Here is an 11,431-nt window from a genome sequence, read left to right as displayed (position 1 = left end):
GGTTGCGAATTACAAGAAATTTGGATAATATTTTAATATTATTAAAAATTGGAAGGTTTTCCTTTTTGATATCTGCAAGAACTAAGTGTCCTGTTACTTCAATATTCCTCATTGGAGTTAGGTCAATTTCTGGGTGATTTTCTACAGAAGTAAATGACTCAATTTTATTAATTTTATGTAAAGCACTTATGTCTTTCAGGTTTTTATTATTATTTATCAACAGCTTTCCATTTACATTTAAGCTAAATCGTTAAGAATTTCATGGTTTAGACTTTTTATCATGCTATCAACACCTACTATCTAAAAAGAAATTGTTTTTATATCTTTTTTTGAATGGTGTGGCTTTTGCTTGTTAAGTAAATAAACCAAATTAAATGCTGGATATAAGCGATGTTAAATACTATGGAAAATATAAAATTAAGCTTTACTGACCCTGCTAACCTTATGGTAAATAACTTTATGGATGGGCAGGCGACACTGACCTATGCTTTAAAAGCAGCAACTCAAGCAATATACACCAGCATTGAGCAATCTACTTTTAATCAAGCAATAGAACGTGAAGAATTAGTTCTACCTTTATATATTAGTCAGTTAGAAGTTTATCTGCCTGTTTATAGAGCATTAGAACGTCATTGCCAACAAGATGAACCATTACATCAAATTTGGCATGAAAAAATGATAAAAACATCATTATTAGAAACCGATTTAGCTTGTGTACAAACCGAAATGCTCAATGCACGAGTACAACGTATGACTATGGATTTTATGCAATTTGTAAATCAAACAGGCAAAGAAAGCCCCTTGAAAACATTAGGGATTTTATATGCTTTGGAAAAATTAAGTTTAATTCATTATCATTTGTTGCCACATATTCAAAATATGTATAATTTACAAACGAAAGGCGTTACATTTTATCGTTCTTATGACAGCAATCTATATCAACAATGGTATGCTTTTAAACAGCGTTTAGACACCGTTGATGTCAGTATATTAGATCAACCTGAAGTGATTACAGGGGCAATACAGACCTTTGAACGAGTTGAGATTTTATTATCTAACTTATGGAAATTACGTACTTTATATCAAGAAGCTGTTTAGTTTATATAGGTGTTTGCTTTGAATAATCAAACCTGTGGCATTATTAATTACGACTGTATTCAAGACCGAGCTTAGAGTCTCGGTCTCTCAGCTCATTAAACTTTACATATTCCAAAAATGATTTAGATAAAGCAACGTTGTGCCGCTTCTAATTCTACTGACTCATCTTGTTTTTCTTGATATTCCATTCTTCCCAAGCCCTCAATGACATGGCAATCACAAAATTCAGGTGTAGAACAAGCAAATGCTTGAGGATTAATCTGAATCTCACGCTGTTTTAAATTGCCTGATTGATTTAATTCTGGCAAATAAGGACAAGCTTGTACTGAACCATCATTCCAGATTCTAAAATAACGATGACCCGCAGGACATAATACATTGGGATTGTGTTCGAAAATTTTGGCAAAATCGTTATTATGTGTACCTGATACTGCATCTGCATATTGTTGATGTAATGCCTCAAATAGCTGCTCTTGCTCAAGGGTGAATGCTTGGGCAACATCACGCACCATCACAATTCCTTTACCTGTTTTTGCAAAAATTTCTGCTTGGTAAAATGCCAAGGCTTCTGCCCATTCATGGCTTAATTGCGGCGACATAATATAGCCTAGCAATAGTTCTGCGGGCTTTTTCTCAATCAAAATCAAAGCATTTTTAGCCCAAGTTGAAAATAGGTTTTTGCGCTTGATTTCGTTATAGTGCATGGTTAAGTTGATATAACGAATTTTATCTAACTTACCTTGTGAAAGATGAGGAAATTCTTGAAGCACTGAACCATTTATATCCAAGGCAATTTCAACATTGTGATCTAACACCCGCTCTAGCAAACGTTGTGAACGGGAATAACCTGCAAAAAAATCACCTTTGCCTGAAAAAATTAAAAATGACTTGCAATCAAATTGCTCTAATAAAAACGCAAGGTCTTCATAAATCAAAGATTCCTCTTTTTTTGCGATAGGATTGACGATACAATATTCACAATCAAATGTGCAATGACCTGAGGAAGAGACAAAAAACACCGCTTCACAATCCGTTTTGAGCCGCATGTATTGCAAATCTTCATTATCCATCAATTTTTGCATGTTGGATTCTGGCTCAATGGGAATTACTTTATTCATTCTAAAAACCTTAATCGATACTTAAAATCATAAAAGATAAATATCTTAAAAAACACTGGAAGTCAAACCAACCATCATTTTAAATTTCTATATTTGTCAAAATCCCAAGCAATTAAACAATATCGTCGCCTATCTTTTATAATTCGGACAGGTTGGGATCAACTCAAGCAACAATAGCTCTGTAATTGCATAGGGAGTAAAAGTCTGGACGAGATTTAATAGAATTGAAGTTTAGACCTAAATTATGAAGAAAAGCGAAAAATAGGAGTTCATTGGCTTTACGTATTTTCCAACTGGTAATGGATATGATTTTGGCAATAAGATTAGAGTTTAGAGTGTTGGATTCTTTTCTCAAGTATGATGAGATTTAAGGCTGTCATGGATACATTGAAATGAAAATGTAAGAGACGATCAATGAGCTTGGCAATAGTGATTAAGTCCAAGAAATTGTTTGGCATCACGGAATAGGAATTCAATCTGGAAACGAGTTTTGTAAAACCACAGTATGGTATTGGCATCCAATGATAAGTCTGTGGAGAAAAGCGTGAAAACGTTTTTAATTTTTAAGAGAGAATAACTATCAGGCTTAAATTGATTTTTGCAGATAATAATATCTAGTGGATTGGTCAAATTTTTCAATTGCATAACGCAACATAGTACGAGGCATGGTTTTATAATGCCTTTGTAAAAAGCGTTCTTCAACTGCTTGGTCTTTTTTTCCTACTTCTCGTAGCATCCAGCCAACTGCTTTATGAATTAAATCATGTTTTTCATGCAGCAATATTTCGGCAATCAGCAAAGTATCATCGAATTGTGCATATTTTATCAATCTCAAGGTGGCAACAATCGCAATCCGTTGTTTCCATAAATGGTTTGATTGTGCTAGCGTTATTAAAATATCACGCGGCTTATCCAATAAATATTGCCCGACAATTTTATGTGCTGAACAATCGACTAAATCCCAGTTATTAATATAATCTGCATGAGCTAAATATTGGTCAAATAATTGTGTTTGAATGCTTTTATCACCTGTTTCAAACTGATGAGTCAAAATAAACAAGGCGAGCATCCGTTTTTCATGCACTGAATCAGTAAGTAAGGTTAAAGTATCCAAATTCGATAGTTGCTGATATTTTTTAGCTAATTGACGCAAAACAGGTACTTTGATACCGATAAAGCAATCACCTTCAGCATATTGTCCTTTTCCCGTTTTGAAAAACTTCAATGAGATTGCGGCATAATCTGGATTTGAAAGTGAATTCAACTCTGCATGTAAATCAGCTAAATGTAACATCCTAACCACCTTTCTGATCTGATTTAGATTTATTATTTAATGTGGCGTTGTTGACTGATGGTCAAATAATTTCATCAAATGACGTGGGATTTCGTGTAAAGGCATGATTTTATCGACACCGCCTTTTTTGACTGCTTCACCGGGCATTCCCCATACAACACTGGTATGCTCATCTTGTGCAATGGTAAATGCGCCAACTTCGTGCATTTCTCTCATACCTTTTGCGCCATCATCTCCCATACCCGTTAAAATCACACCCACACTATTAGGGCCTACATTTTGTGCCACGGAACGGAATAAAACATCAACCGAGGGGCGATGCCGATTCACAGGCGTACCTTCGTTTAAACGACAGACATAACGTGCCCCATCACGCTCAACTAATAAGTGGAAGTTCCCCGGTGCAATATAGACATGTCCCGGTAAAATGGCTTTGCCATCTTCAGCTTCATATACAGTCATGGGTGAGAGCTGATTCATGCGTTTGGCGAAAGACGTACTAAACGTAGCAGGAATATGCTGGCTAATTACAATCCCTGGTGCATGGGCGGGCATATTTTCCAATAATAATTTAATCGCTTCTGTGCCACCTGTCGACGCGCCAATGGCAATAATTTTATCAGTGGTTTTTAAAAATTTAACCTTACGGGCGGGTGTATTGCTAATAATTGCATCAGCAGAATATTTGGGAGGAACAGGCATACCTGTATAAGTCATAGCAGAAGAAGGTTTGGGCTTGATTAAGGGTTTAACTTGAGTTTGTGCCGCCATGCGTAATTTACTGACGATTTCTTCACCATAAGTTTCAAACGTTTGTGAAATGTCTAACTGCGGTTTACATACAAAATCTAATGCCCCATATTCCAGCGCTTGCAAAGTGGTATCTGCTCCTTTTTGGGTTAAGGCAGAAATCATAATCACAGGCATCGGACGTAAGCGCATTACATTGCGTAAAAAGGCTAAACCGTCCATACGTGGCATTTCCACATCAAGCGTTAGTACATCAGGATTGAACTTTTTAATTTTATCTCGCGCAATATAAGGATCGCCAGCGGTTGCAACAACTTCCATATCGGGCTCTGCATTGATAATATTGCTCAACATTTGCCGAATCAATGCTGAATCATCAATGACCATTACCTTAACAACTTTAGCCACTATTCCATCACTCCTCAAAATAAATCAATTTCGCCATCGATTGGTTGTTGTTCTAGGTCGCGTTGATAGACTTTTTCACGTTGTACTACAATCTGTTCCATAGAACGGAGTTTTTTCACACGAACTCGACCTGTTTTAGGATAAAAAAGGATTTTGCGTGGATAAATGCCTCCTAAGTCTTCTGCTAATAAAGTCAAGCTTTCAGTTTTAACATAAGTTTTAATAAAATCAATGTTTTGCTGTCCTATATTGGCAACATGAGACATGATCTTACCACCACCAAATAATTTTATTTCTAAATTGCGTCTTTTGCCTCCATACTTAAGGATTTCGTTAATCATGTGCTCCATTGCATAACTGCCATAGCGAGTTGCTGAATTGACTTGGGTTTTATCCCATCTATCAGCCAAGCTAGTATTGGGTAACATAAAATGATTCATGCCCCCAATACCTGCTACGCTATCACGAATACAAGCAGATACGCATGAGCCAACCACGGTCATGAGTATTTCTTCTTGACTTGTTACGTAGTATTCACCAGGCAATACTTTGGCTACAAAGCCATGATGATGCCGATCCCAGTAACGTTTTATATGTTCATAGCCGAGAAAACAATTGGGCAAATGGGACAATTTAGACATTATATTTATTCGTTACAATCCATCTCTCTTGGTCATTATGATATACCATATCTGAGCGTAAAGTCATAAGGGTTTTTTCATTTGTGGTTAGATACAGTATATTTTCGCGATTAGAGTTAGATAAGTCATTAAATTCATTTAAAAACTACAACGATGTTATTTTAACAAATAGGATGCAAGCCCCTTCAGCAACACGCAAACACTATAGAAATCAGCACACACTTGATACAATAAACTATTCACTATTTTACTAGGATAAATCGATGCTTGATCCCCAACTTATTCGTAATCATTTAGATGAAGTTGCTCAACGTTTGGCAGTACGCAGCTTTGAATTAGATCGTAAAAAATTAACTGAATTAGAACAACAACGTAAACAATGCCAAGTTGATACCCAAAATTTACAAAATGAACGTAATACGCTGTCAAAATCGATTGGTAAAGCTAAAAAACAAGGTGATGATGTTGCCGAATTAATGGCAAAAGTGGCGGAATTAGGCGATAAGCTTAAAGCCAGTGAAGTGCAATTGCAGCAGGTTCAGAGCGAATTAGATGCTATTTTGATGGGTATTCCAAACTTACCACATGAGTCTGTGCCTGAAGGTAAAACTGAAGATGATAATATAGAAATTCGTCGTTGGGGTGAGCCAAAAAAATGGGATTTTGAAGCAAAAGATCACGTTGATTTAGGGGCGACGGATAATTTATTGGATTTTGAAACGGCTGTAAAATTAACAGGTTCAAGATTTAATCTGATGCGGGGCAATATGGCGCGTTTGCACCGTGCATTGAGTCAATTCATGTTGGATTTACATGTTGATGAACATGGTTATACTGAAGTTAATGTGCCATTTCTGGTTAACAGCGATAGTTTGACAGGGACAGGGCAATTACCTAAATTTAAAGAAGATTTGTTTCATATTACAGAACAAGATTTTTTCCTAATTCCTACAGCTGAAGTACCTATCACCAATATTGTACGGGATGTGATTATTGCAGCTAAAGAAATGCCTTTGAAATTTGTAGCACATACGCCTTGTTTTCGCAGCGAAGCAGGTGCTTATGGTAAAGACACTCGCGGTATGATTCGTCAGCATCAATTTGAAAAAGTGGAATTGGTGCAAATGGTGCAGCCTGAACAATCTTATGACGCATTGGAAGCGTTGACAGGCCATGCCGAAACCGTGTTACAGCGTTTAGATTTACCGTATCGAGTTGTCAATTTGTGTGGTGGTGACATTGGTTTTTCTGCGGCTAAAACCTATGATTTAGAAGTATGGCTTCCGGGTCAACAGCGTTATCGTGAAATTTCTTCTTGCAGCAATTTTGAGGCGTTCCAAGCGCGTCGCATGAAAGCCCGCTGGAGACATCCAGATCAGAAAAAACCCGAATTAATTCATACTGTAAATGGCTCAGGTTTGGCGGTTGGACGGACATTGGTCGCGGTAATGGAAAATTATCAGGATGAAAATGGTAAAATTGCCATTCCACAAGTATTACAAAAATATATGGGTGGCAAAACACATTTGTAAGTTTGATGCTTGATTCATGAAAAGCTTGGTATGGAATCATTATGTTCTGTACCAAGTTGTTCGTCATGATTTATTGGTTTATCTACGTATTACGTGCGTAAGATGAGTTATTGAACACCGATATATAATTTAAAAGCCCCGCCTCTCGATTTCAAAATAGGGCTTTTCAGCTATTTAGGATTTAATCTTTATTACGTCGGTCTTCTTCTTCCGCCGCCAATCGATCTAACTCTTCATCCATGCCATCTAAAGTTAATTCATCATCAGGTATTTCTTCGGCTGCATCCATTGCCTCACGCTTTTTCAGCATGGCTCTGGAAAATAACAAACCGATTTCAAATAATAATAAAACGGGGACAGCTAACAAGGTCTGAGAAATAAGATCAGGCGGTGTCATTAACATTGCGACAACAAATGCACCGACAATAATATAAGGACGTTTTTCTGATAATGCATCGGGGGTTGTTGCACCTGTCCAAATTAACAAAAAGGTTGCAACAGGCACTTCAAATGCGACTCCAAAAGCAAAAAATAGTTTTAAAACAAAATCAAAATAACTGCTTATATCGGTCATCATCGATACACCATCAGGTGTTGTGCTGACCATAAATTGGAAAACTAAGGGAAAAACAGCAAAATAGGCGAATGACATACCTAAATAAAATAAAACCGTACTTGAAATCAACAATGGTGTGACTAAGTATTTTTCATGTTTGTACAATCCCGGTGCGATAAATCCCCAAATTTGGTACAAAGACCATGGAATGGTAATAAAAACCGATAACACCAAACCTAGTTTAACTGGAATAAAAAATGGGGAAATGGGACTGGTTGCAATCATTTGTGTCCCTTCTGGCAAAGCACTAAGCAAGGGTGCTGAGAAAAAAGTAAACAATTGATTTAAAAAGGGACTTAATATTAAAAATATAATTAAGACAGCACCTATGACTCTTAATAAACGGTCACGTAGCTCCACTAAATGGGCTAAAAACGGCATTTCCTGACCGCTAGTTTGATTATTCGAAGGTTCATCACTCATAGGTTAATCTTTACTAGCTGGAGGTTTATCATCTAAATCTTTGAGCGAGATAAACGGTTGCTTCACTTCATCTACGGTGGCTTTGGTTTCCTCCATAAACTGATGCAAACTATTACGCTCATCTAACTTCATTTGCTCTTGTAATTCTTGCAGTCTTAACTCTTTATCAATATCATTTTTTACGGAATTGACAATGCGTTTCGCACGGCCTATCCATAAACCAATTGAACGAGCTGCACCGGGTAACTTTTCAGGGCCAATGACCACCAGTGCAACCACTAAGATAAGAGCTAACTCCCAAAAACCGATGTCAAACATGCTGAGCCCTAGCTTCTATGTTCTTGTTTAGCAGTCACTTCGCCTTCGATAATGTCATCATCATCGACTTTAGTGACACGTGGTTGTGGCTCGTTACTTTTACTTTCAGCGGTTGTAGTGTTATCCGCTTCGCCTTCACCCTCTTTGACTGAGTCACGGAAGTTTTTAATTCCTTCACCCAAATCAGCACCAATGTTACGTAACTTTTTAGTGCCGAACAATAAAATAATAATCGCTAAAACAATGAGTAATTGCCAAATACTGATACCCATAAAAGCATCCTTTCTCAAAATCGGTTAAATGTCAAAATTAGAAATCTGAATAGCGTTTGCCGCCTAATAAATGTACATGTAAATGGTAAACGACTTGTCCACCATCAGCACCTGTATTAATGATCGTTCTAAAACCATCATCAAGCCCTTGTTGTTTAGCCAACTTGGGCAATAAAAGCATAATATGTCCCATAACATCTTGATGATGCGCTTCTAAGCTTTGCAAACTCTCAATATGTTCACGTGGAATAATGAGTAAATGCACAGGTGCTTTAGGACTAATATCTTTAAACACAATGACTTTATCGTCACTATAAACTTGCTCAGATGGAATATCGCCCGCTACAATTTTACAGAAGATACAATCTGTTGAGTTACTCATAACTTTCCTTTGGTCGTTGGGCTTTTTCTTCAATACCTGAGAGTCCAAACCGTCGATCAAGCTCTTGCAGCACATCATTGAAATCTATATTTTGCTGAGCCAGTAATACCATGCAGTGAAACCATAAATCTGCGGTTTCATAAATAATTTCATCGGTATTACCTGCTTTACCTGCAATCACGACTTCTGTGGCTTCTTCCCCAATTTTTTTTAGAATTTTATCCGTGCCCTTTGCATACAATTTTGCTACGTAGGAACTGGAAGGGTCAGCCGATTTGCGTTGCTCTAACACTTCTGCAAGATGCTGTAGTATAGCATTATCCATTCTGTTATATAACTGTGCTTGTTTAACAGGGCGTAACTATACCTTATCAATGAGCCATGAACAATTATCAATCCACCCTCAATTAATTTTAATTGGTCTGATGAATGAAAAACAAATCATTTTTATCTGTTTATCAGCATAACCCTGATACTTTAAGTTATGTAGTGAATAAATATTTTTAATGAATATCTGCTTTTTTATCTTGTGTATATACTGATTTTACACAACAATACGTGTTGTTGCTTATTTTAATGAACAAGCCAACTGTCCGTTTTTTAACCTTATTGCTTAGGTCATTTTTTATATTGCCTTTAGGCTTAATTATTCAAATATGGCTTAATATCTTAAAGCAATTGATACAGGAGCATAATCAATGAAATTAAAAACTTTATGGGTATTTGTACTGTTGTTCTTAAGTGCTTATAGCTACGCAGAGAATAATAGTCATAGTTATGTAAAACCTTGCCAATATGTCGCTGTCGTTAACGTACAAAGAACTTCAAATACTGAAGAAATTACAATAACACGTGGCAATCTAATATTAACCGTACCAAATTCTCAGTACGAATTGTGTGTAGGTGATATTGTTTCTGTATCATCAACAAAAAATAAATCAACAACGACTAGAAACAGCGACTTTGTTTTTATTTACTACTATAACGAGCGAATGACTCTGGAAAAATTAACCATTGGTCAAAAACATACGGTTAGACAATTATTTAATCCCTGTAAGCAATGGTGTAAATCAATGCGGAAGACCAACGAATTATTGGCTTTTTTAACCGAAGAAAAAGTGTATATGCCTCTTTTGGTGAATGATACTAGAATGGATTTACAGCCTATTTCTACTCGTCTCACTGATGGCAAACCTCTCTATTTATTCTCAGGTTCAGAAGAATATGTTCACTTTTTTTGGCGAGGTGGAACAAAACCTTATACACTCACCATTAGAGATTCAAAGGGTCATAATAATACCCAACACTCGGGAATAGATGAGAATGAAACTTGGTTTAGGGTATCTCATACTTCTGTTAATAAGACTTATACTTTAAGCCTAACAGATAAATATGGAAGGCTATTTAGAAACAAGCTGGTTTTTAGAACCCCGCCACTTCCAATGAAAAAAGGTCAAGATGAATTAGAATATTTAGCAATCTTACTATCTGATCCCAAAAGAAATTGGCGGCTGCAAGTGTGGCAAGCATTGAGAGCAATGCCAGAAACCAGTGAAGTAACCTTATTTAAAGCCCATTTGAGAGCAACTGATTTTTAAAAAAGCACCTATTTTTATGACACGCAACTATTTATTTGTTAATTGATAATTGTTCATTGTATTATATGGCGGCAAAAACTCAGGATATTGGCCTTTTTTATGAAGATATTAATTAGCAATGATGACGGTTATCTCGCACCAGGGATTTTATCTTTAGCAGAAACCTTGGGTAAAAATGCAGAAATCTTGGTCGTTGCACCCGATCGTAATCGCAGTGGCGCAAGTAATTCGCTCACATTAGAATATCCCATCAGAGCGAAATTGGCTCTAAATGGGTTTTACTATGTTGATGGTACGCCGACAGATTGTGTACATTTGGCCATTACGGGCTTGATGGATTCGCCACCAGATATTGTAGTTTCAGGGATTAATACAGGGCCTAATATGGGTGATGACGTGCATTATTCAGGCACAGTCGCCGCCGCCATGGAAGGCCGTTCTTTAGGTTTACCCGCGTTAGCGGTGTCTTTAGCAGGTAATAAACAAGATTTGCAACATTATGTGGCAGCAGCCCATGCAGTTGAAATTTTGATCGAGCGTTTACAGGCGAAAAAATTAGATTTACCAGAAGATACGATTTTAAATATTAACGTACCAGATTTACCGTGGGAACAAATTGCAGGTATGCAAATCACCCGTTTAGGTAAACGTCATCGTTCATCCCCAGTGATTAAAAGCCAAGACCCTCGTGGGCAACCTATTTATTGGATTGGCGCGGCAGGTTCGGTGCGTGATGCAGGCGAAGGAACAGATTTTTATGCAATCGAACATGGTTTTGTTTCAATTACACCATTGCATGTTGATTTAACTCGTTATTCTGCATTAAATATGATGAGTGACTGGTTAGGTAGTTTCTGATTTATAGTCGTTTTATTTTAAAGTGATACCAGGACTGGCAGTCCTCAATTTTAAAAATGATTGATATTTAAAGTATAAAAAGACTGCCAGTCCTAACATACAAACCGAAATTGACTATAGTTT

General features: G+C 36.8%; 14 protein-coding genes. 4 read left to right on the top strand and 10 right to left on the bottom strand.

The annotated features are described in order from the left end of the window. A partial coding sequence (locus ABXH34_RS12305; protein ID WP_353572181.1) for a hypothetical protein occupies positions 1 to 220 on the bottom strand: 220 nt, incomplete at its 3' end. A gap of 170 nt (positions 221 to 390) precedes the next feature. Here ABXH34_RS12305 and ABXH34_RS12300 point away from each other — a divergent pair. Then, complete coding sequence (locus ABXH34_RS12300) at positions 391 to 1,098, top strand: biliverdin-producing heme oxygenase (protein WP_353572180.1); 708 nt, start codon at positions 391 to 393, stop codon at positions 1,096 to 1,098. 122 nt (positions 1,099 to 1,220) lie between these two features. Here the strand turns inward: ABXH34_RS12300 and ABXH34_RS12295 are convergent, their stop codons facing one another. The 4 genes from ABXH34_RS12295 to cheD all read right to left on the bottom strand — a co-directional run bounded on the left by ABXH34_RS12295 (position 1,221) and on the right by cheD (position 5,309). Further along, positions 1,221 to 2,216 (bottom strand): hypothetical protein, encoded by a 996-nt coding sequence (locus tag ABXH34_RS12295; protein ID WP_353572179.1) that lies wholly within the window; start codon positions 2,214 to 2,216, stop codon positions 1,221 to 1,223. Between the two features lie 586 nt (positions 2,217 to 2,802). Continuing rightward, on the bottom strand, positions 2,803 to 3,510 hold the full coding sequence (locus ABXH34_RS12285) for a DNA alkylation repair protein (RefSeq protein ID WP_353572178.1): 708 nt from the start codon (positions 3,508 to 3,510) through the stop codon (positions 2,803 to 2,805). A gap of 36 nt (positions 3,511 to 3,546) precedes the next feature. After that, positions 3,547 to 4,668: a protein-glutamate methylesterase/protein-glutamine glutaminase gene (locus ABXH34_RS12280; RefSeq protein ID WP_353572177.1), complete on the bottom strand. Its 1,122-nt coding sequence runs from the start codon at positions 4,666 to 4,668 to the stop codon at positions 3,547 to 3,549. Positions 4,669 to 4,682: 14 nt separating this feature from the next. Beyond that, a complete protein-coding gene (cheD, locus tag ABXH34_RS12275) occupies positions 4,683 to 5,309 on the bottom strand; it encodes a chemoreceptor glutamine deamidase CheD (RefSeq protein ID WP_353572176.1) in 627 nt (208 codons plus the stop codon). 263 nt (positions 5,310 to 5,572) lie between these two features. Here cheD and serS point away from each other — a divergent pair, with 263 nt between their 5' ends. Further along, positions 5,573 to 6,841 carry a serine--tRNA ligase gene (gene serS, locus ABXH34_RS12270; protein ID WP_353572175.1) on the top strand — a complete coding sequence of 423 codons (1,269 nt, stop codon included), beginning with the start codon at positions 5,573 to 5,575 and terminating at the stop codon, positions 6,839 to 6,841. 181 nt (positions 6,842 to 7,022) lie between these two features. Here the strand turns inward: serS and tatC are convergent, their stop codons facing one another. The 5 genes from tatC to ABXH34_RS12245 are packed head-to-tail and all read right to left on the bottom strand — an operon-like array spanning position 7,023 to position 9,177. Then, positions 7,023 to 7,880 (bottom strand): twin-arginine translocase subunit TatC, encoded by an 858-nt coding sequence (gene tatC, locus ABXH34_RS12265; protein WP_353572174.1) that lies wholly within the window; start codon positions 7,878 to 7,880, stop codon positions 7,023 to 7,025. Between the two features lie 3 nt (positions 7,881 to 7,883). Beyond that, positions 7,884 to 8,198: a Sec-independent protein translocase protein TatB gene (gene tatB, locus ABXH34_RS12260; protein WP_353572173.1), complete on the bottom strand. Its 315-nt coding sequence runs from the start codon at positions 8,196 to 8,198 to the stop codon at positions 7,884 to 7,886. A gap of 8 nt (positions 8,199 to 8,206) precedes the next feature. Next, positions 8,207 to 8,470: a twin-arginine translocase TatA/TatE family subunit gene (gene tatA / locus ABXH34_RS12255; RefSeq protein ID WP_353572172.1), complete on the bottom strand. Its 264-nt coding sequence runs from the start codon at positions 8,468 to 8,470 to the stop codon at positions 8,207 to 8,209. 37 nt (positions 8,471 to 8,507) lie between these two features. After that, positions 8,508 to 8,852: a histidine triad nucleotide-binding protein gene (locus tag ABXH34_RS12250; RefSeq protein ID WP_353572171.1), complete on the bottom strand. Its 345-nt coding sequence runs from the start codon at positions 8,850 to 8,852 to the stop codon at positions 8,508 to 8,510. Then, positions 8,845 to 9,177 carry a phosphoribosyl-ATP diphosphatase gene (locus ABXH34_RS12245; protein WP_353572170.1) on the bottom strand — a complete coding sequence of 111 codons (333 nt, stop codon included), beginning with the start codon at positions 9,175 to 9,177 and terminating at the stop codon, positions 8,845 to 8,847. Before ABXH34_RS12245 ends, ABXH34_RS12250 begins: the two co-directional genes overlap by 8 nt. Before the next feature lie 373 nt (positions 9,178 to 9,550). Here ABXH34_RS12245 and ABXH34_RS12240 point away from each other — a divergent pair, with 373 nt between their 5' ends. Both ABXH34_RS12240 and surE read left to right on the top strand, forming a co-directional pair. Beyond that, positions 9,551 to 10,450, top strand: coding sequence for a hypothetical protein (locus ABXH34_RS12240; protein WP_353572169.1), 900 nt, complete (start codon positions 9,551 to 9,553; stop codon positions 10,448 to 10,450). Positions 10,451 to 10,549: 99 nt separating this feature from the next. Further along, the gene (gene surE / locus ABXH34_RS12235) at positions 10,550 to 11,308 is read left to right on the top strand and encodes a 5'/3'-nucleotidase SurE (RefSeq protein ID WP_353572168.1); all 759 of its coding nucleotides are present in this window, start codon (positions 10,550 to 10,552) and stop codon (positions 11,306 to 11,308) included. Positions 11,309 to 11,431 lie beyond the last annotated feature (123 nt).

This window comes from Candidatus Albibeggiatoa sp. nov. BB20, assembly GCA_016744725.1.
Lineage (GTDB): Bacteria > Pseudomonadota > Gammaproteobacteria > Beggiatoales > Beggiatoaceae > Albibeggiatoa.
The sequence above is the reverse complement of the archived record's forward strand: the minus strand, read 5'-3'. Positions and strand labels throughout refer to the sequence as shown.

Excerpts from the sequence above, each read along its gene's own strand:
- cheD (WP_353572176.1), bottom strand. The coding sequence starts at position 5,309 with ATGTCTAAATTGTCCCATTTGCCCAATTGTTTTCTCGGCTATGAACAT.
- tatA (WP_353572172.1), bottom strand. The coding sequence starts at position 8,470 with ATGGGTATCAGTATTTGGCAATTACTCATTGTTTTAGCGATTATTATT.
- serS (WP_353572175.1), top strand. The coding sequence starts at position 5,573 with ATGCTTGATCCCCAACTTATTCGTAATCATTTAGATGAAGTTGCTCAA.
- ABXH34_RS12295 (WP_353572179.1), bottom strand. The coding sequence starts at position 2,216 with ATGAATAAAGTAATTCCCATTGAGCCAGAATCCAACATGCAAAAATTG.
- ABXH34_RS12240 (WP_353572169.1), top strand. The coding sequence starts at position 9,551 with ATGAAATTAAAAACTTTATGGGTATTTGTACTGTTGTTCTTAAGTGCT.
- tatC (WP_353572174.1), bottom strand. The coding sequence starts at position 7,880 with ATGAGTGATGAACCTTCGAATAATCAAACTAGCGGTCAGGAAATGCCG.
- ABXH34_RS12300 (WP_353572180.1), top strand. The coding sequence starts at position 391 with ATGTTAAATACTATGGAAAATATAAAATTAAGCTTTACTGACCCTGCT.
- surE (WP_353572168.1), top strand. The coding sequence starts at position 10,550 with ATGAAGATATTAATTAGCAATGATGACGGTTATCTCGCACCAGGGATT.
- ABXH34_RS12250 (WP_353572171.1), bottom strand. The coding sequence starts at position 8,852 with ATGAGTAACTCAACAGATTGTATCTTCTGTAAAATTGTAGCGGGCGAT.
- ABXH34_RS12245 (WP_353572170.1), bottom strand. The coding sequence starts at position 9,177 with ATGGATAATGCTATACTACAGCATCTTGCAGAAGTGTTAGAGCAACGC.
- tatB (WP_353572173.1), bottom strand. The coding sequence starts at position 8,198 with ATGTTTGACATCGGTTTTTGGGAGTTAGCTCTTATCTTAGTGGTTGCA.
- ABXH34_RS12285 (WP_353572178.1), bottom strand. The coding sequence starts at position 3,510 with ATGTTACATTTAGCTGATTTACATGCAGAGTTGAATTCACTTTCAAAT.